This is a genomic window from Actinoallomurus sp. NBC_01490 (assembly GCF_036227085.1).
In the GTDB taxonomy this organism is placed as follows: Bacteria; Actinomycetota; Actinomycetes; order Streptosporangiales; family Streptosporangiaceae; genus Actinoallomurus; species Actinoallomurus oryzae.
In genome coordinates this window covers 6,830,187-6,850,261 of sequence record NZ_CP109433.1, presented here as the reverse complement: position 1 = coordinate 6,850,261, position 20,075 = coordinate 6,830,187, and the positions used below count along the sequence as shown (strand labels likewise).

The following is a 20,075-nucleotide window of genomic DNA, read 5'->3' as shown; positions in this document are numbered from 1 at the left end:
GTGACCACGATCGTTCTCATCGGCACCCTGGACACCAAGGGCCGGGAGTACGCCTGGCTGCGCGACCGGCTGCGGGATCACGGTTGCCGGCCGTTCGTCGTCGACGCCGGCACCGGGGAGCCGGACGGCATCGTCCCGGACGTGACCAACCTCGCGGTGGCCCAGGCCGCCGGGGCCGACCTGGAGGCGCTGCGCGCGGCCGGTGACCGCGGGGCCGCCGTCGCGACCATGTCCGAAGGCGCCGCCGCGGTGCTCACCGAGCTGTACGCCGGGGGCCGTGTCGACGGCGTCCTGGCCGTCGGCGGCAGCGGCGGCTCGGCCATCGCCGCCCGCGCGATGCGGGAACTGCCCGTCGGCGTGCCGAAGCTGCTGGTGTCGACCATGGCGTCGGGCGACGTCTCCCCGTACGTCGGGGCCAAGGACGTCACGCTGATGTACAGCGTCGTGGACATCGCCGGGGTCAACCGGGTGTCGCGGCGGATCCTCGGCAACGCGGCGGCGGCCGTCGCCGGCATGGCCGCCGCGTCGTCCGGCACGACGTCCGTCCCCGGCGGCGCCGACGAGCGTCCGCTGGTCGCCGCGTCCATGTTCGGCGTCACCACACCCGCCGTCGAGGCGGCGCGGGCCCGGCTGGAGGAGCTCGGCTACGAGGTGCTGGTCTTCCACGCCACCGGAGCGGGCGGCCGGGCGCTGGAGGGGCTGGCCGAGAGCGGGATGCTGGCCGGGGTGCTCGACCTGACCACCACCGAACTCGCCGACGATCTGGTCGGCGGGGTGCTGTCGGCGGGCCCGGACCGGCTGACCGCCGCGGGCGCGCACGGCATTCCGCAGGTGGTCGCGCCGGGGGCCCTGGACATGGTCAACTTCGGCCCCCGCGACACCGTGCCGGACCGCTTCGAGGGCCGCGACCTGTACGTCCACAACCCGACGGTGACGCTCATGCGCACCACGACCGAGGAGATGGCCGAGCTGGGCCGGCGGATCGCCGGCAAGCTGACGGCGGCGCGCGGCCCGGTCGCGCTGTACCTGCCGCGCCGGGGAGTGTCCGCGCTGGACGCCGAGGGCGCCGCGTTCCGCCGGCCCGAGGCGGACGCGGAGTGCTTCGCCGAGCTGGCCAAGGGCGTGGCCGGTTCGCCGGTGGAACTGGCCGACCTCGACCTGCACATCAACGACCCGGAGTTCGGCCGGGCCATGGCCGAACGGCTGGACCGAATGATCAAAGATCAGGAAGGGACCGCGTGAACCGCACCACCGCACTGGACCGCCTCCGCGCCACGGTCGCGGCAGGCGCCCCGATCATCGGAGCCGGGGCCGGCACCGGCCTGTCGGCCAAGTGCGCCGAGGCCGGCGGCGCCGATCTGATCATCATCTACAACTCAGGCCGCTACCGGATGGCCGGCCGGGGCTCGCTGGCCGGGCTGATGCCGTACGGCGACGCCAACCAGATCGTCCTGGACATGGCGGGCGAGGTGCTGCCGGTGGTGCGCGACACCCCCGTCCTGGCCGGCGTGTGCGGCACCGACCCCTTCCGGCTGATGCCGCGGTTCCTGGACCGGCTCGCCGAGACGGGCTTCACCGGGGTGCAGAACTTCCCCACGGTCGGCCTGATCGACGGGGTGTTCCGGCAGAACCTGGAGGAGACGGGGATGGGTTTCGAGCTGGAGGTCGACATGATCCGGCTCGCCGCCGAGCGGGAACTGCTGACCGCGCCCTACGTCTTCGACACCGCCCAGGCCGAGGCGATGGCCGCGGCCGGCGCCGACGTGCTGGTCCCGCACATGGGCCTGACCACCAAGGGCACCATCGGTGCGAGCACCGCGATCGGCCTGGACGAGGCGGCCGAACGCGTCCAGGCGATGCGCGACGCGGCGGTGGCCGTCCGCCCGGACGTCATCGTGCTGTGCCACGGCGGCCCCATCGCCGAGCCCGCCGACGCCGCGTACGTCCTGGAGCACACCACGGGCGTGGCCGGCTTCTTCGGCGCCTCCTCGGTCGAACGGCTGCCGACCGAACAGGCCATCACCGCCCAGGTGTCCGCCTTCAAGTCCCTGCAGATCTGAGAGGACCGTTCATGCACGTCACTCCCGGCGACGTCACCACCATGTCCTTCGACTGGGGATCGATCAAGTGGTTCGTCACCCCGTCCCGCGTGCCCGGCGCGGGCAGCACCTTCGGCGAGGTGATCATCAACCCCGGCCGCGGCCACGAGCGGCACAACCATCCCGGCGCCGAAGAGATCATCTATGTCGTCTCCGGCGAGGCCACGCAGATGGTGGACGACGGTGAGCCGTTCACCATCCGCGAGGGCGACACCGTCCACATCCCCAAGGGCGCCTACCACTCCACCCACAACACCACGTGGCGCCCGCTGCGCCTGATCGTCACCTACACGCCGGGAGGTGAGGAGAAGGCGCTGGAGAGCGCCCCGGACTTCTGCCTGCACGAGGCCGGCACCGTCCCGGAATGGTCGCAGGCGGGCCGGTGACCCTGATCAGGACGGCCCACGGCGACACCTGGAGCCGGGACCGCCCCGCGTGGTCCGACCTGACCGCGGCCGGCCCCTTCCGGGTGCCGGCCGCCGGCGGGCGGTTCGACCGCCACCACCACGACTGCGACGAGTACTGGCTGATCATCACCGGCCGGGCCACCGTGACCAGCGGCCCGCGCACCTACCTCGTCGGGCCGGGGGATCTGCTGTGCACCCCGGCCGGCGAGGAGCACGACATCGTCGAGGTCCGCGGGGAGCTGACCGGCTTCTTCTTCGAGGGCCCGCTGCGCCCCGGCGGACGCCCCGGTCACCTGCACCGCGACCCGGCCCAGGCCGCCGGCCACGACGTCCCCTGCCGCCCGGCCCCACCCGGCGGCCTCCCCCGTACCACCTGACCGGTCCGGCCCCCGGGCCGGCGGCCGATTGACGAGCGTTGACGAAGCGATGCGAAAGGCTCCGCGATGACAGGTATGGCACGCCGGCGGTTCCTGGCCGGCACCGGACTGGCCGGGCTCGGTGGACTGGCCGCGGGGTCGTTCGGACCGACGGCCCGCGCCGCGACTCCGGCCGATGACGCACCGGCCGCCGCGGGCCGTACGGGCGGGGCCGGTGCGATTCCGTACCCGACGCTCGCCCGCCCGTTCGCCATGCCGGGGGTGAAGGACCAGGACTGGAGCGGCGCGCTGTTCGTCACGCGCGACGAGGCCCGGTTCGCGGTCCGGGTGGGCCTGCTGACGGCCGCGGGCACCCTCATCCGGGAGAAGATGACCAACAACCTGTGGCGGTTCGGCCCCTCGGCGCCCGACGGCGTCTACAAGCAGGTCGTGGTCAGCTCGGACGACCGCAAGGTCATGCCGGCGCACCTCGACGCGCTGCGCGAGGTGATCGCCCATCCCGACTGGTACACCGCGGAGGAGGTCACCGACGCGCAGGCGACGCTCCCGCAGCTGGAGCAGAAGTACGCGACGGCCCAGGACCAGAAGCGGAGCATCCGCGTCCGCTACGCCCGGAGCGACGGCGGTCGCGGCGTCGTCGCGGCGGTGACGGCGCTCGACGCGGACCTGTCGATCGTGCTCGAGGTCGCGGCGCCGTGGACCGAGACCCCGAAGTTCCAGGTGGCGAACGGATGCGTGCTCGGCACCGAACCCGGCGTGGCGAACCCGTCGCGTACCGGCCACTTCGCACTCGCGCCGGACGAGCCGGCCGAGCGTACGACGCTCTACGCCTCGGTCGGCGACATGGTCGCCGGTGAGACCGGTGGGTCCGGTGCGGCCGGCACCGCCGTCGCGGCGCTGCGCTACGACCTGGCCAAGGGCCAGACGATCAGTTTCACGGCGACCTGCGGCGACGAGCCGGTCACGCTCAAACCCGTGCCGCGGCACCGGGCCACGGCCCTGCTCGACTCCGCCCAGGCGCGGGTCACCCGCGGCTACCTCACCGGATCCGGGCCGGTCGGGCGCGTCGCCGACGCCGTACGGGACGCGCTGTCGCTCAACACCAACTACGACCGGACGACCCTGCGCAACTTCGTGATGTGGGGCTGGAGCGGCGCCGGCGGCCTGTTCACCGGCTGGGACTCCGCCTTCGACGCGATCGAGGCCACGTCGGTGAGCGCCGATCTCGCCATGCAGCACGAACGCGACATCTTCGCCGCTCCGCCACCGCCCGACCAGGTGAAGATCAACGGGCCGCGCTACGACCAGCAGAACTCCGGTCCCATGCACGCGTACGCGGTGTGGCGGCTGTACACCAGGCTCGGGGACCGGGACCTGGTCGCCACCGCGTATCCCCAGCTGGTCGCGTTCTTCGACCTGCTGCCGGAGTGGGACGCCGACGGCGACGGCCTGCTCGAGTCCCCCTACTTCGGTGACCGGATCAGCGGGCGCGGCAACCATCTGGGGCTGGACGACAGCCCCGTCTACGCCGACTACCGGAAGGTCCCGAAGAAGGGGGGAAGCGGCGATCCGCGCCCGAACACCAACCTGACCGACGTCGCCCTGAACGCCTACTACGCGCTGATGGCGGAGCTCCTGGCCAAGATGGCGCGCCTGCAGGGCAAGACCGCCGACGCGACCCGGTTCGAGGCGATCCACGAGCGGATCAAGACCGGTGTCAACGCCAAGCTCTGGAACGAGGAGCGCGGGCTCTACCTGAGCCGTTACCTGGACGGCGGCTGGAACGAGGTCGTGACACCGACGGTCTTCTACCCGCTGCTCGCCGGGCTCGCGACGCCGGAGCGTGCCCGCGTGCTCGTCGAGGACCACCTGCTCGACCCGAAGGAGTTCTGGGGCGAGTACGTCATCCCCAGCGTCGCGCGCAACGACCCGAAGTACTGCTCGGGCGGCCCGGTGCATCCGCGGTCGGAGCACTTCAAGTTCTTCAAGAACTACGACGACAAGGGGGCCCCGGAAGAGTGGAAGGGCGCGGCGTGGCCGCCGATGAACTTCACCGTCTACGAGGGGCTCAAGCGGTACGGCTTCGACCGGGAGGCCGGTGAGCTCGCGGCGCGCAGCACCGCCATGTACCTGAACGCCTACGACCGCGACGGGTGGTTCCCGGAGTCGTTCGACCCGGAACCCGGTCAGTCGATCATGGACTCGGCCGTCGACACCGCGTGGCGCACCTACTCGTGGAGCAACGCGATGGCCGTCCAGACCATCCACGAGTTGCTGTCGGACGAGCCGTGGGGCGAGCCGGAGGCGCTGATGTTCGGCAGCCTGACGCTCCCGGGCACCAACTCGGTGTCGAACCTGGTCCTGCGCGGCCACCGCTACGCGGTCACCGCCGGTCCCCGGACGACGACCGTGACCAGGGACGGACGGCCGTTCTTCCGCAGCGAGGGCGGCCGGGTCGCCGTACGCGCCTTCGTGCTTTCGGAGAAGGGCGCCTCCTTCGACATCACCGCCGACGCCCCCACGAAGGTCGAGGTGGCCACCGGAAGCGGCCGGACCCGCTCCGCCAGGGTGCCGTCCGGACACCACCACGTCGAGCTGTGACCTCGCGGCGCCGGCACGTACTTCGTCAGGCGGACGCGCCGACCGTCTGGGGAGAGCGGAAGAGACGGTCGGGGTCGTATCGGTTCTTCACCGTGAGCAGTCGTGGGTAGTTGTCGCCGAAGTAGGCCTGTTTCCAGTTCGTGAGCCCGGCGTCGGCGTAGTTCTGATACGCCTGTCCGCTCGCGTACGGTTTCATCGCCGTGTGGAACGCGCGCAGCCAGGTCTGCTGCGCCCGGGTCGCGGTGCTCGGCGCCGTCGTATCCCACGTCGTGGTGAACTGCCCGTTGAAGAGGCCGTCACGGTGGACGAACGCCGTGGCGTCGGCGCGTACTCGGTTCACGGCGCCGCCCAGTGCGTCGAAGGCGATCCCGCCCTGGCCACCGCCTGCGAGGCCGCCGCGTACCCGGACCGCGGACAGGATCGCGTCGATGCCCGCCGCCGTTATCGGGCGGGTGAAAATGTGCGACGCCGCGTACTCGGGTTCGCGGGTCTCCCTGCCTGCGGACGTCTGCCCGGGAAGGCCGCCCGGCAGATGGCACTGATCGGCGGTGAGCGTCGTGCAACCGGCCTCGATCATCATCGCGTGCCCGTACGTGGTCGGCTCGATCACCTGGGAGGAGGGCTCCGCGCCGATGCGGGACTTCAGGGTCTCGATCAGCCGTTCGGCGTCCTCCAGGGCGCCGAGGTAGGTGCCCCCGACCTGGACCGTGGGGCTGGACTGACGTTGGCCGTCCAGAACGTGCAGATTCGACCAGAGCTCGTCCGGCGCGAACGGCGCCCAACGCTGCCATGCGTCGATCACCGACTTGGCCACCGACCACGGCCAGTTGATGAAGAAAACGACGATGTCGGAGGTGGAATGCGTGGCAAAGGTGAAATCGGTCGCGATGCCGAAAGTGGCCCCGCCACCTCCGCGGCAGGCCCAGAACAGGTCGGAGTTGTTCCGGTCGTCACAGGTGAGCCGCCGCCCGTCCGCCGTCACCACTTCGATCGCGCGGAGCCGGTCGGAGAGGATCCCGTATCTGCGGGCGACCACGCCGACGCCGCCGCCGAGGGTCAGGCCGGAGATGCCGACGGTCGGGCAGGAGCCCGCCGGTATCGCGACGCCCTGGGCGGCGAGCCGGTCGTAGACGTCGACCAGCCGCGCCCCGGCACCGATCCGCGCGGTGCCCGACGAGGTGTCGGCCCGGATCGACGACATCGGGCTCACGTCGATGACCAGGCCCTCGACGAGCGAGGCACCGGTGTAACTGTGCCCTCCGCACCGCGGCGCCACCGGCAGGCCATAACGCCGGACGAAATTCACGCACTCCGCGACGTCGTGCGGATTCTCGCAATAGGCGATTCCCGACGGCCGGATCATGTCGAAGCGTGGATTGAAGTTCTTGCGTGCCGTCGCGTAGGCGATGTCATCCGGCCGGATGAGCCGGCCCTGCAGAGATTCCTTGAGCGCCGACCAGTCCGCGTTCTTCGGCGTGGAGGACGCGCGGCGTGGACCGGGTGACGTCGCACTCGTGCCGGTGGGCTTGCACGCGCCCCCGACGGCCGTCGTGAGCGCCGTGAGCCCTGCGGCCCGTATGAACTCTCTCCGCCTCATGTGCATAGCTGTGTAGATGCGGCCGAGCCCGGAGGGGTTCGTACGTCACGGGTTTATCGCCGAGAACCCTGTTTGTCGCGCTATTCGCTGCTCGTGTGGACCCGGCGGGCGAGGTAGGCGACGTCCGGGTGGGGGTGGGCGCGGAGGCGGCGCAGCAGCCCGCGCCAGGGCGCCGACCATCCGGCGCGGGGTCCGCAGGCACGGGTGAGCGCCACGGCGGCGGCACCGGCGGCGAGGTCGTCGCGTTCGGCCGCGGCGGTCGCGTGGGGGAGCACGTCGGCGGGGTCCGGCACGTCGGCGTGCGGGAATCTCCCGACCCCGTACCGGGTGGACGTCCCCGCGAAGGGGCCGCCGTCGCCGAGCCGCCGCGCCAGCGCCCCGGCGACCTCGGCGATCGCGAAGGCGGAGCCGATCGGCCGGTCGAGCAGCGCGGCCAGGGTTCCCGGCCGGTCCCAGCGCAGAGTGGAGGCGGCGAGCAGTGCGCCCAGTGGTTCGGGCAGCACCTCGTCCATCGCCGCCAGGACGGGATCGGCGCGGTCGCGGTCGGCGCGCGCCGCCCGGGCGAGCGCGTGGACGGCGGCGTCGAGGCGCTGCGCGGCGGGCAGGTCGCGTTCCGGTTCGGCGTCGGCGGGCTCGTCGGCGGCGGCGAGTGCCGCGACCGCGTTTCGCAGCTCCGTCCGCGCGTCGGCGTCCCGCGGCTCAGTCCTTCCGTCACCGCTCATCGCGCAGGTGATGAGCCCGTCGAGGGCGATCCGCCAGGTGACGGTCTCGGTGAGGTCCCGGAACTGCGCGGCGAGAGTGCCGGTGGCCTCCGGCGACCAGGACGCCCAGGAGGGCAGCCGGCCGAGCGCCTCGCCCCGTACGGTCGGGTCGGCGGAGCGTGCGGCGTCCACCACCAGATCGGCGTACCGCGCGCGGTGGCGCGGCTCGACGGTGAGCGGCGCGGCTCCGAGGACCTGCCGGGCCAGGTCGCGGGGACCCCTGACCGCCTCGGCCAGGATGCGCTCACTGCCCGGCAGGTCGAGGAGCCGCCGGGCGGCCGAGACGATGGTCGTACGGACGTCGCGGTGCTGTCCCTCCTGGTCCCAGGCCCGCGCGAGGATGACCCCGGCGTCGGGCGCCCGATGGTGGGCGATCAGCCGAACCGCCTCCTTACGGGCGGTGATCTTTCCGTCCGCGAGGACGGGGGCGAGCGCCGCCGGCAGCACGCTCGGCGGGGTGAACCTGGCCGCCCGCGTGGCGGCGTAGACGGCGACGTGCGCGTCATCGCCGGTGGCCTGACCGAGCAGCTCGCCGAGCACGGATCGCGGGTCCGCGGTCCACGCGGCGGCGGTCAGCGCCGCCCGCCGGACGAGGGGTTCCTTCGCGCGCAGGTAGCCGCGCAGCTCCTCGGCCGAGGCGGACGGTACGTCACCGATCAGCCGCACCGCCCGGGCGCGTTCGCTCTCGGGCACGGAGCGGTCGGTGGCGGCCCGGTGCAGCAGTCGCAGGTAGGCCGCTCGCTGCGCGGCGGTCCACCGCCGCGGCCACGGACGCCGGACGTACGGGACGAAGACGATCGAGTGGCGCCAGAACCGGCCGCCCGGGACGGCGCCGGACAGCGCGCTCTGGAGGAGGTCCGTCCGCTCCGTCGCGAGGACGTGGAACACCGCCGGCAGCACCACCGATGAACGGTCCACCCCGATGACGTGCTCGACGCGTTCGGCGCGGGTACGCGGCGGGCGGAGCCAGTACCCGATCGCCCGGTTGATCACGCTGTCGCGCTTGGCGTGCAGGGCCCGCTCCAGGGCCGCCTGCAACTCGGGCACGTCGTGGCCTCGGCGGCCGAGCGCCTCCGCCAGGACGAAGGTGAGCCGGAACTCGTCCCTCGCGGTGTCCCGCTCCAGCCAGGGCGCGAGGCTGCGCACCAGTTCGTACTCGTCGCCGCGGCGCAGGCAGTCGTCGAGACGGCCGACGAGGACACCGCTGCCGCGGTCGGCGAGCGTGCCGATCGCATCGACCGCGAAGGCCGTCAGGTCACGGTCGCCGCGGGAGGCTCCCTGCCGGAAGGCCAGCGTGACGAGCCGGGAGAGCGCGTGCACGGTCGAGTGGGACAGGTCACGTGCGCTGAGGGCGTCCTCGATGAACCGGCCGAGCACGGGGGCGTGCCCGGCCCGCAACAGGCCCGGCGGCACCTCGGTGAGCGCCCGCAGCGCCCTCTGCCGCACCGGGTCCTGCTCGTTGCGCAGCCTCGCCAGCGACGCGAGCGCGTCGCCGAAGATCTCCGGGTCGCGGCTGCGTCCCGCACAGCCGATGAGCAGCTCGTAGCCGCGTCCCCGCTCATCGGCGTCGGCCCGCCGCGTGACCTCGCGCAGCGTCTCGGCGGCCTGCTCGTAGGGCAGGAAGGCGGTGACCTCGAGCGTCCGCCACGGGTCGTCGGCGACCTTGCGCAACCCCAGCATCCGGCGGGCCTCGCGGCCACGCCGGGCCAGCGGCAGCACGTCGAGCACCGCGGGAGCGAGCTCCCGGGCGGAGAGGTCGACCCCGTCCATGGCCGCGTCGAAGACCGGCTCCCTGCGGGCGGGCGGGAACGTCCTGAGCAGCAGGACCAGCGCGGTGTCGTCCTCCCGTACGGCCTTCAGCAGCTCGGCGAGCCGAGGTTCGGGCAACAGCCGGACCAGCCGTTCGCGCACGCTTCTGGCCCGGAGCAGCCGGCCCAGCGAGGGGCGGACCTCCGGGCGCAGCAACAGGTCGCACATCCGCTCGGGAGCGGCGGCGATCAGCAGGGCAAGCCTGGGCACGAGCGCGCTCCCCGGCCCGATCGGCTCCCAGTGCCGCTCCAGCAGGTCGATCACCCGCAGCGGAAAGTGATCCACGGTCTCGGCCAGGCCCGCGCCACGCGAGATCCACCAGGCCCGGCGGAGCTGCCCGGGGAGCTCGGCGAGTTCCCGTTCGGCCTGGTCGAGCACGGACCGAGGATGAACATGGCCCAGCATGCTCCAGTTGGCAGCGGCGTAGGCGAGCTCCGGCAGCAGGCGGTCCACCGACGCGGCACCGCAGGCGGGCAGCAACGCCGCGGCCTCCCGGTCTCCCCACCGCTCGCGGACCGGCCCGATCAGGTCATCGGCGAGGTCCGTACGACGGTAACGGCGCACGGCCCGGTACAGCAGCGCGCGCGACTCCGCCGGAGCGTCCCCGACGAACGCGGTCAACGCCGCCGCGCCGGCGGCACCGAGCCGGACGACCAGGCCGATCGCCGTGGCCGCGACGTCGGCGTCGGCGTCTCCGGCCGCGGCGGCGATGTACTCCAGCGAAGCCGTGTCACGCGCGGCCGCCGCGATGAGCAGGCCCACCGAGCGCTCATAGGCGCCGCGCTCGCCCAGCTCGCCGAGCAGGCGAGCCCGCTCGGCGGGGCCCATCGGGAGCGTGGCGAGACGTGCGCACCGTGCCCCATAGGTCATCGGCTCGATCTCGGCCAGCAGCTCGTCCGCATGCATGACCCAAGATCCTGCCGGACCATCGCCCGGCGATACGACCGTTTTTTGCCATTGTCGTAGGCGCCGGATCGTCGCGCGACACGCCGGTGACCGCGGTGCCCTGTCTCTCGTGGGCGGGCCGCGGCCACCGGAGTGATGCGGATCTGGACGGTGTTACCAGTCCAGACCGGCGTCGGTCTGGGCCTTGATGTAGGCGGGGATGTCCTCCTTCTCCGCGACGGACAGGGCCGAGCTCACGTTCATGCCGTCCGTCAGCACGTGCTGACGGAACACCTTGTACATCGGGATGTCCCAGTACTTGGTGTTCTGGTAATTCTTCAGCACCGCGTTCGAGCCCCAGTACACGCCGGACGTGTCGACCTTGGAAAGCTCCGGAATGGCCTTACCGAAGCTGTCCTCGACCGCCGGGGTCTGCAGAACTCCCTTGATGGCGTGGCTCGACAACTCGGTCTGCCCCTGCTCGGACACCAGCCACTTCACGATGTTGAACGCGTCCTGCTGGTGGCTCGACTGCGGCGGGATGAAGGCCGCGGTCTGGTTGGGCTGGTACGTCGCCTTCGAGCCCTTCTTGAGCACCGGAACCGAGGTCACGCCGACGTCGATGGACTTCCGCAACTCGTCGTACTCCGGCGCGTCGTCCGGCTTGATGAACACGTTGCTGCCGGCGTAGGTGGGCAGTCTGCTCAGACTGTCCACGGCCATCGCCAGATGGCCCGGACGGCTCATGTCTCCCTTGAGGAAGTCGTCGACCGTGGTGAATCCGTTGTGCGGGATCGTGAGGAACCGGTCGAGGTTGTCGCCGAGCTCTTCCCACCCCGGTGTGGTGAGGTCCACCTTCGCGTCCTCGGGCTTCGGCGTCCAGCTGTCGGTCGGCACGAACGGGTACAGCCCCGACTGGTTGTACTGCAGGTAGGTGTCCGGGTGCTGCATGTACCCCTTGTACGCGTCGGTCCCCACCTGCCGGGTCAGCTTCTTGGCCAGCTTGTAGACCTGGTCGTAGGTCATCCCGGACTTCGGGTACTTCACCCCGAACTTGTCGAAGATCTTCTTGTTGTAGTAGAGGACGTAGTCGTTCTCGAACACGGGAACGCCGTACATCTTGCCGGCGGACCGCGACTTCACCTGCTCGACCGCGCCCTGGTTGAGCTTGCTGAGGTCCAGTCCGCCCTGCTGGATCATGGGCGTCATGTCCTGAACCCAGCCGCGCGGTTCGAGGTCCCGGGCGATGCGCTGGTACGGGTTGTCGAGGATGATGTCGGGCACGACCCCGGCCGCCTGAAGATCCTCGTAGCGCACCGGATAGTCCCAGGTGGCGTACTTAATCTTGAGGTTCGGAAAGGCCTGCCGCAGCTTGTTGCCGATGACCGTGTCGAACACCGCTCCGGCCTGGCGCTGATCGTCGACCGACGCCTCGAACGGCTTGTAGTTGGCCGCGAAGATGAAGATCTCGTCCTTCTTGACGCAGAAGGGCTTGTTGTAGCGGTTGGGGACGTTGACACCGTCGGTGCAGTCATCCGCCGCTGTGCCCACCTTCTGGCCGGCGACCGCCGCTTGCGGCGCCCAGCCGAGCAGCAGCGCCGCGACGGCCGAGGCGATCAGCCGTCTCGCGAACTTGCCTTTCACGTTCGTCGCACCTCCATGGACATGACGTTAGGAAAAGCTTTTCCCACAGTGTGTAACCCGACAATCAGACTCTCGTCAATCGTTTGAACGGATGGCCGATCCCGGCCACGGGCCGCGGAGGATGCCGGCGCGGCCGGCGACCGGCGCGTGCGTGGGGATCGCGAGCCGTCCTCGCCGCCGCGTCCGGACGACGTCCACGCACGCCTCGCCCACCGCCGGTGACGTCATGACCCCGCGGCCGCAGTGTCCCGACGACCACCTCTGGCGGGGTCGGTCATGACCGAAAACCGTCCTTAGACGCCGCAACCATCTAGCGTCAAGGTCTTGACGCCTCCGCCTCGCCCGGCGACTCTTCGTCGGGAAAAGGATTTCCTGCGACCCGTGCTGGTAGGGCCGGGTCGGCGTGTGCGAGGGAGGCCGTCGTGCGACTCATCTTGCGGTTCCTGATGGTCGTGGGTCTGTGCGCGACGGCGCTGGCGGTCGTGCCCGGCGGACCAAGGGCCTTCGCGGCATCGAGCCCGGCGACGTTCGGGCCGAATGACCCGCGGATCGAGTTCGAGGGCCGCTGGGCGAAGGACGACGACCTGGCGATCACCGTGAACTCCGGCTCGTCGCTGCGGTTCCGGTTCACCGGCGGCACGCTGGCCGCCCAGTTCAAGACCACGGGCATCACCGTGCCGTCGCAGGTCTACGTCTCCGTCGACCGCGGCGAGCCGTCGCTTGTGAAGGTCGACAGCGACCGGATCGTGCTGGCCGAGGGCCTCGATCCGGCGACGACGCACACCGCGGAGATCGTCGTCAAGGACGTCGACGAGTACGAGAACCGCTGGATAATGCCGCTGCAGTCCGGCATCGTGCTGTCGAAGATCGAGCTCGCGCCCGGGGCGACGCTGGTGTCGCTGCCGCGCACCGCGCAGCACCGGCTGGAGTTCTACGGCGACTCGGTGACCGAGGGCGTGATGGCGCTGTGCCCGACGCTCGGAGTCGACTGCGCCGACGGCACGAAGGACTACGCCTACCTGGTCGGCAGGGCCTTCGACGCCGACACCGACCAGGTCGGCTTCGGCAAGCAGGGCGTCATCCAGCCCGGCCACGGCAACGTCGGTACCGCTTCGGAGTCCTTCGGCTGGTACCTGTCCGGCTACCCGGCGGCGCCGTCCGACCCCGACGCCGTGGTCGTCAACTTCGGCGCCAACGACGCGCCCTACCCGGCCGAGCAGTTCGTGCCGCGTTACCGGGCGTACCTGCGGCAGGTCCGGGCGGCGAACCCGGACGCGCTGATCCTCGCGATGCGGCCCTTCGACGGCACCCACGCCTCCGACATCGCCGGCGTCGTCGGGGCGCTGCACGACCGGCACACCGTGTACGTCGACACCACCGGCTGGCTCGGCGAGGGCGACTTGGGCGGCGGTTCGCACCCGAACGTCCAGGGGCACCGCAAGGCCGCCGACCGACTGATCGCGGTGATGGAACGGCTGACCGGCTGGCGCGCGGCCCGGCCCGGCGACGACGCGGACCCCCGGCCCGCTCCGGACGGCGTGCAGCGCGCGACCTGCACCGACGGTCCGCTGCGGCTGACCTTCGCGGGGCCGGCCGAGCTCGGCGTGCGCGGCCGGCTCCAGGTGCACCGGGCCGACGGCACGGTGGTCGACACCGTCGACCTCGCGGACCCGGCGACCTACCAGCGCACCGTCGGCGGCGCCCGCTCCGACTTCGGCGAGACGCATCGGTGGGCCTACCAGCCGGTGGTCGTCGAGGGGCGTACGGCCACGGTCCACCCGCACGCGAAGCTGCGGCCCGGCCAGGTCTACTACGTCACCGTCGACCCCGGTTTCTTCGTCGGCAACGGCGGCATCGCCTCCCGTACGGCCTGGACGTTCCGCACCCGGCACGACCCGAAGCCCGGCACCGCCCGGCTGACCGTCGACGGTCGCGGCGGCGCCGACTTCTGCACCGTGCAGGGCGCGGTCGACTTCGTGGCGGAGGGCAATGACCGGCCGGTACGGATCGACGTCGCGCCGGGCTTCTACCGCGAGATGGTGTACGTCCCGCAGACGAAGCCGCACATCACCATCCGCGGCGCCGGCGCCGGACGCACGACGGTCGGCTATCCGAACAACAACCTGCTGAACGGCGACTACGCGATGGCCAACGTGCCGGTCGAGCAGGCGTACTGCCCGCGGCGGGTGCTGGCCGACCCGGACCGGTTCAACTGCTGGCGGGCCGCGATGGGGGTCGACGCCGACGACTTCGCGATGTCCGACCTCACCGTGCGGAACCTGACCCCGTACCACGGCTCGCAGGCGGAGGCGTTCCGCGGGAACGGCGACCGGATCGTGCTCGCCCGGGTGCGGATCCTCGGCTACCAGGACAGCCTGCGGCTGCAGGGGAAGGCGTTCGTGACCGGCGGCTACGTCGAGGGCGACGTCGACTTCGTCTGGGGCACCGGCGGAGTGTTCATGCGGGACTCGGAGCTGAAGGCGCTGCACGCCGGCTACTACAACCAGGTCCGCAACACCGACACCGGACCCGGCAACGTGTTCGTGAACGTGCGGCTGACCCGCGGGCCGGACGTGCCGGACGACAGCGTCTACCTCGGCCGGATCGAGCTGAGCCGGTTCCCGACCAGCCAGGTGGTGTTCATCGACTCCGCGATGGGCGCGCACGTGAAGCGGACCGGCTGGCAGATCACCAGCCCGAACGACTGCGCGGCCGCCGGGCAACTGCGGTTCTGGGAGTACCACAGCACCGACCTGGCCGGGAAGCCGCTCGACACGAGCTCCCGGCTCGCGTGCTCGCGGCAGCTCACCGGCGACGAGGCGACCCGGCTGCGCGACCCGGCCTACGTCCTGGGCTGGAACCCGAAGCACGCGCTCCAGGCCCTCCGAGAAAGGTGAACCGATGACCTCCGTGAATCGCAGAGCGATGCTGGGCACGCTCGGCGCCGCCGCCGCGTCCGCCTCCGTCGGCTGGACGCTCCCGGCCGCCGCCGGCACCGGGGGAGGCGACCGGCCGAACCCGGCGGCACGCCCGGTGGCACCGGTCAACGCCGAGGTGGCGGCCGCGCACAGCGCCGCGTACAAAACGCTGCCGCAGGTGGTGGTCGGCGTCGACGTCGAGGAACTGATGACGATCCACACCGCGGCCGACGTCGAGGCGATGCGGCCCCGGCTCGTCGCCCAGGTCTGGAAGTCCACCGGCGGGCTGCCGGCCGGCCGGCCTGAGGTCCAGCGCGGCGTCGGCACTCCGGCGGAGCTGCCGGCGTTCGAGGGCGTACGACGGTACGACCGGCTCACCGTCCGGATGCCGTTCGGGCTGTACTCGACGGTGTTCGTGCTCGAGCCGCGCCGCCGGCCGCACAGGCGGGTCGCGTTCTACCACAACGGCCACGGAGAGCCGCTGGACGTCATGCGGCGCACCGCTCAGGGGCTGCTCGACCACGGCTACGTCGTGCTGCTGTTCGCGATGCCGTTCTACCACTGGAACCCGACGACGCTGCAGGACCCGAACGACCCGACGGTGATCCAGAAGCCGTCCCACAACGACCTGGGCCTGTGGGAGTCGGCGAAGTTCTCGCCGCTGGCGTTCTTCCTGGAGCCGCTCGCGGTGGCGATGAACCACGTGCAGGCGGTGTACCGGCCGTCGTCGGTGCAGATGGTCGGGCTGTCCGGCGGGGGATGGGCGACCACAGTCTATCCGGCGCTGGACCCCCGGATCACCCGCTCCTACCCGACGGCCGGTTCCCTGCCGTTCTTCGTCCGCCCCGGATCGCCGAAGCCGAGCCCGACCCGCGGCGACTGGGAGCAGCGCCAGGACATGCAGCCCGGCTTCTACGGCGTCGCCGACTTCCCCGACATCTACGCTCTCGGCTCGGTCGGACCGCACCGCCGGCAGATGCAGCTCCTCAACCGCTTCGACGAGTGCTGCTTCAACGGCGTCGGGCACCGCAGCTACGAGGCCGCCGTACGGCAGCGGATCGCCGTGATCGGCGGCGGCGACGGCGCCGGTGGCCACTGGGAGCTGCTGGAGGACGCCACCCACGGCGAACACCAGATCAGCCCGTTCGCGCTGTCGGTCATCCTCTGGGACCTCGACACCAACTGCGCCCACCTTCCCTAGACCAACGGCAGCGGCGATAGGAGACGACCCATGCGTGGACGGACAGCGAGACGGAGAGCGAACCTGAGCCTCCGCGCGTTCGTCACGGCGGCCCTGCTTGGAGGCCTGGCGGCGCCATCGGCGCTCGCCGGGGCCTCTCCGGGCGCGCCGGACCGGGGCGGGTCGGCGCGGGCGGGCGATCCCGCGCCCGCGCTGACCGCCGGTACCTTCGCCGATCCGCCGACCGCGGTACGCCCGAAGTACCGGTGGTGGCTTCCCGGGGCCAACACCAGTGACGACGAGCTGCGCCGGGAGATCGGCCAGATCGCCCAGGCCGGCGGCGGTGGCGTCGAGGTCACCGCGTTCCCGGTGCCGGGTGCCACCACCGATCCGGTCTTCGGCAGCGACAGCTACCTCGATGAGAACGGCTTCGGCTCGCCGAAGTGGCAGCACAAGCTCAAGGTGATCGCCGACGCCGCTCGCAAGGACGGCGTGGCCCTGGACATGGCCCTCGGTCCGACCTGGCCGGTGGTCGTGCCGTCGGTGCACAACTTCAACCAGCCGTCCGCGCAGCAGCAGCTGATCTACGGCGCCGAGTTCACCGCGGCCGGCGGTAGCCGCGACGGGGCGCTCCCGCCGACGACCACGAACCCGCCCACCGTGGACACCCTCGCCTGTGCGGCGACGCCGTCCGGTGCGACGGACGTTCAGCTCTCGAACATCGCCGGCCTGGCCGCCGGAGACCGGATCACGCTCGGTTCGGGCGCGGACGCCGACACCGCCACGATCAAACGGGTAGGGACCTCGGCGGGCTGCACGACCGTGGCGACGGACACGGCGGCCGGCGCGACCGCCGTATCGGTCGCGGACGTGCCGGACGGCCTGCGGACCGGCGACCGGATCGTCCTCGGCTCCGGCGCGGACCAGGACGTCGCCACCGTCACCGGCCTCGGCACGCAGAGCATGAAGTCGACCCTGTACGCGGCGGCCGCCGCGGGCGCCACCAGTGTGATGGTCGCCAACGACATGAACCTCGATCCGGGCGGCACGGTCGTGATCGGCTTCGGATCCGGCCAGGAGACGCGAAAGCTCACCAAGGTCGCGTCCAGTGGCAGCGGGAAGCCGGGCACGCTGACGTTCGACACCCCGCTCGAACGCGCTCACGCCCGCGGTGCCGCGACGGCGACTCCCGGCAGCGGCATCACGGTCAAGCCCGCGCCGGCCCACCCGCATCCGGCCGGGGAACTGGTCCGGCGGGACGGGGTCAGCGCGACTCCGACCGTGGTGACCCCGGCCGCCCATGCGCATTCCGCGGGCGCGGAGGCCATGGACACGGCGAAGTCCTCCCTCGTGGCGGTGGTGGCCGTCCAGTGCAGCGCCGACTGCGCCCCCGGGGGTACCGGCCCGCAGAAGCTCGACCGCGCGTCAGCGCGCGACGTGACGAAACTGGTCGACACCGGCGGCAGGCTCCACTACACGTTCCCGGCCGGCAACGGTCACCCCTGGGTCCTGATGGACTTCTACCAGACCGCCGACGGGCGGCTGCAGTCGACGACGGCCGCCAAGTCACCCGACTACGCCCTCGACCACCTGAGCGCGTCCGGCGCCGAGGCCACCGGCGACTTCTGGGACCGGTCGATTTTTCCCCGACCGACCCATCCCGGCCGACCTCCCGGTTTCGGCGGGTCGGACGGTCCGAGGACCTCGGGAGGCGCCATGTTCGAGGACTCCCTCGAACTCGGCTACAACGAGACCTGGACCTCCGACTTCGCCCAGCGGTTCCAGAAGCTGCGCGGCTACTCCCTGACGACGTTCCTGCCGGCGCTGGCCGGCTACGCGATCCACCGCAAGGGTGTCTACCCGGCCGCCTTCGACTTCTCCGACGGCAGCGGTGACAAGGTGCGCTGGGACTACGCGCAGACCTGGAGCGACCTGTACTCCGACCGGTACCTGCCCGCCCTGCAACAGTGGACGGAGAGCCACGGCATGACGCTGCGAGCGCAGCCGTACGGCGACCCGATCGACGCGGCGCACGCCGCGGAGCACATCGGCATCCCCGAGGGGGAGGGGCTGGAGTTCTCCGGGCACAACGCGGACCAGCAGTTCAAGGTGATCGCCTCCGGGGCCTACATGAGCGGGGCGCCGGTGGTCTCCAGCGAGTGCTGCGCGATCTCCGGCAAGGTGTGGGGGACGACCGTCGCGGAGAACCTCTCCACCGAGCTCTACGACGGTCTGGCCGGGGGCGACAACCAGATCGTCTGGCACGGGTTCCCGTACCTGGAGTCGCCGGCCGGCTCCGGCGAGCAGACGCGGTGGCCGGGGTTCAGCTACGGCGGGAACACCAGCTTCGCGGAGGCATGGGGCCCGCGGATGCCGCAGTGGTCGGACATGAAGGCGGTCAACGACCACCTCGCCCGGCTGTCGCTCGTGCTGCGGCAGGGCACGCCGCAGTTCGACGTCGGCGTCTACTACCAGAACCTCGGCCTGTCCGGGCAGGCGAACGACCGGCCTGAAACGGTCATCCCGAACACGTCCGCGATGGCGACCGCCGGATACACCTACGGCTACATCAGCCCGGAGTTCCTCAAGGCGCCCGCGGCCGAGTACACCGGCGGGCAGCTGTTCCCGGGCAAGTCCGGTTACCGGGCGCTGCTGCTCAACAACCAGCAGGCCTACCGGCGCGACGCCGCGGACAAGATCCTCGACCTCGCGCGGAAGGGCCTGCCGATCGTCATCGTCGGCTCGGACCGGCCGCCCGCCGTCACCACCCCGGGCTACGGCCCCGGCGACGAGGCCGCGGTGCGCAAGGACATCGCGACCCTGTACTCCTACATCGGCGACGGACGGCACCACGTCGCGCGGGCCGCGACGCAGGACGACGTCCCCGCGGCGCTGACCTCCCTCGGCGTGACCGCGGCGGCCGCGCATGTCGGCACCCCGTCCGGCCGGATCGTGGACGTGCGCCGCCACACCGCCGACGCCGACTACTACTTCCTCTACAACGACTCCGACACCGCCGCCGACCAGACCGTACGGCTGACCGGCGACGGCACCGCGTACCGGCTCGACACCTGGAGCGGGCAGGTCACCCGGCTCGCCGAGCGCGCCACCCGCTCGCACGCGGTGACGCTGCCGGTGCGGCTCGCCGCGCATGACGCGACCGTCATCGCGGTGGCCCGCGGGAGCCGGTTCGGCGGCGCGGCGGCAGCGGCCCGTGCGCCCGGCGCAACGGCCGCCGTCCAGGGGCTGACGGACTGGGAGCTGACCGTCGACAGCTGGACGCCGGGTGCGTCCGGCCGTCCCGACGACACGGCGCACACCCGGATCGGTCCGGTCGCGGTCACCGCCGACTCCGCCGGAGACCTGCCCGCCTGGACGCACATCACCAGGTCGGCGGGGTACCCGGTGGACCTGGCCGACGTGGCGGGAGTGGGTACCTACACCACCCACGTACGGCTCGAGAACAAGGGACAGGACGTGCACCTCGATCTCGGTGCCGTCGTGGACACCTCCCGGGTCTCCGTCAACGGCCACGCGCTACCGCCCCAGGACGATCTCGACCTCAGCCGGATCGACATCGGCCGCTACCTGCGGCCGGGCGACAACACGATCACGGTGCGGGTCGCCACCCCACTGATCAACGCGGTACGCGTCGCCCCGGGGACCGGCGCGGCCGGCCGGAAGCGTACGGACAACGGTCTGATCGGACCGGTGAGGTTGACCACCACGAAGTGACCCGAACCCGGGCCGAGCCCGCGCGGACGGCGCGCCAGCGGCGCGGTCCTGTCCGCGCGGGC

At 71.8% G+C, this 20,075-nt stretch carries 11 protein-coding genes; 8 read left to right on the top strand and 3 right to left on the bottom strand.

All coding sequences use genetic code 11. The features are described 5' to 3' along the window. From OG417_RS31965 to OG417_RS31945, 5 genes are all read left to right on the top strand, one after another. Complete coding sequence (locus OG417_RS31965; RefSeq protein ID WP_329236424.1) at window positions 1-1,242, top strand: Tm-1-like ATP-binding domain-containing protein; 1,242 nt, start codon at window positions 1-3, stop codon at window positions 1,240-1,242. Beyond that, window positions 1,239-2,060: a phosphoenolpyruvate hydrolase family protein gene (locus OG417_RS31960; protein ID WP_329236422.1), complete on the top strand. Its 822-nt coding sequence runs from the start codon at window positions 1,239-1,241 to the stop codon at window positions 2,058-2,060. Before OG417_RS31965 ends, OG417_RS31960 begins: the two co-directional genes overlap by 4 nt. Before the next feature lie 11 nt (window positions 2,061-2,071). After that, entirely contained in the window at window positions 2,072-2,485 is a 414-nt protein-coding gene (locus tag OG417_RS31955; RefSeq protein ID WP_329236420.1) for a cupin domain-containing protein, read from the top strand. Then, the gene (locus OG417_RS31950; protein WP_329236418.1) at window positions 2,482-2,883 is read left to right on the top strand and encodes a cupin domain-containing protein; all 402 of its coding nucleotides are present in this window, start codon (window positions 2,482-2,484) and stop codon (window positions 2,881-2,883) included. The genes OG417_RS31955 and OG417_RS31950 overlap by 4 nt, the downstream gene beginning before the upstream one ends. A 66-nt stretch (window positions 2,884-2,949) precedes the next feature. Next, entirely contained in the window at window positions 2,950-5,484 is a 2,535-nt protein-coding gene (locus OG417_RS31945) for an amylo-alpha-1,6-glucosidase (RefSeq protein WP_329236416.1), read from the top strand. Window positions 5,485-5,509: 25 nt separating this feature from the next. Here OG417_RS31945 and OG417_RS31940 read toward each other — a convergent pair whose 3' ends face one another. The 3 genes from OG417_RS31940 to OG417_RS31930 form a co-directional block, all read right to left on the bottom strand. Beyond that, window positions 5,510-7,081, bottom strand: coding sequence for an FAD-binding oxidoreductase (locus OG417_RS31940; RefSeq protein WP_329236414.1), 1,572 nt, complete (start codon window positions 7,079-7,081; stop codon window positions 5,510-5,512). Between the two features lie 80 nt (window positions 7,082-7,161). Next, window positions 7,162-10,557: a hypothetical protein gene (locus OG417_RS31935; protein WP_329236412.1), complete on the bottom strand. Its 3,396-nt coding sequence runs from the start codon at window positions 10,555-10,557 to the stop codon at window positions 7,162-7,164. Window positions 10,558-10,710: 153 nt separating this feature from the next. Further along, on the bottom strand, window positions 10,711-12,180 hold the full coding sequence (locus OG417_RS31930; RefSeq protein ID WP_329236410.1) for an ABC transporter substrate-binding protein: 1,470 nt from the start codon (window positions 12,178-12,180) through the stop codon (window positions 10,711-10,713). A gap of 422 nt (window positions 12,181-12,602) precedes the next feature. Between OG417_RS31930 and OG417_RS31925 the strand changes: the two genes are divergently transcribed. From OG417_RS31925 to OG417_RS31915, 3 genes are read left to right on the top strand one after another with little or no spacing between them, the layout of a single operon-like run. Next, window positions 12,603-15,077 (top strand): pectinesterase family protein, encoded by a 2,475-nt coding sequence (locus tag OG417_RS31925; RefSeq protein WP_329236408.1) that lies wholly within the window; start codon window positions 12,603-12,605, stop codon window positions 15,075-15,077. Between the two features lie 4 nt (window positions 15,078-15,081). Next, window positions 15,082-16,299 (top strand): hypothetical protein, encoded by a 1,218-nt coding sequence (locus OG417_RS31920; RefSeq protein WP_329236406.1) that lies wholly within the window; start codon window positions 15,082-15,084, stop codon window positions 16,297-16,299. A 30-nt stretch (window positions 16,300-16,329) separates the two neighbouring features. Beyond that, entirely contained in the window at window positions 16,330-20,013 is a 3,684-nt protein-coding gene (locus tag OG417_RS31915; protein ID WP_329236403.1) for a glycosyl hydrolase, read from the top strand. The last annotated feature ends 62 nt before the right edge of the window (window positions 20,014-20,075 follow it).

Coding starts and splice junctions, on each gene's coding strand:
- OG417_RS31955 (WP_329236420.1), top strand. CDS start 2,072: ATGCACGTCACTCCCGGCGACGTCACCACCATGTCCTTCGACTGGGGA.
- OG417_RS31915 (WP_329236403.1), top strand. CDS start 16,330: ATGCGTGGACGGACAGCGAGACGGAGAGCGAACCTGAGCCTCCGCGCG.
- OG417_RS31940 (WP_329236414.1), bottom strand. CDS start 7,081: ATGAGGCGGAGAGAGTTCATACGGGCCGCAGGGCTCACGGCGCTCACG.
- OG417_RS31945 (WP_329236416.1), top strand. CDS start 2,950: ATGACAGGTATGGCACGCCGGCGGTTCCTGGCCGGCACCGGACTGGCC.
- OG417_RS31935 (WP_329236412.1), bottom strand. CDS start 10,557: ATGCATGCGGACGAGCTGCTGGCCGAGATCGAGCCGATGACCTATGGG.
- OG417_RS31920 (WP_329236406.1), top strand. CDS start 15,082: ATGACCTCCGTGAATCGCAGAGCGATGCTGGGCACGCTCGGCGCCGCC.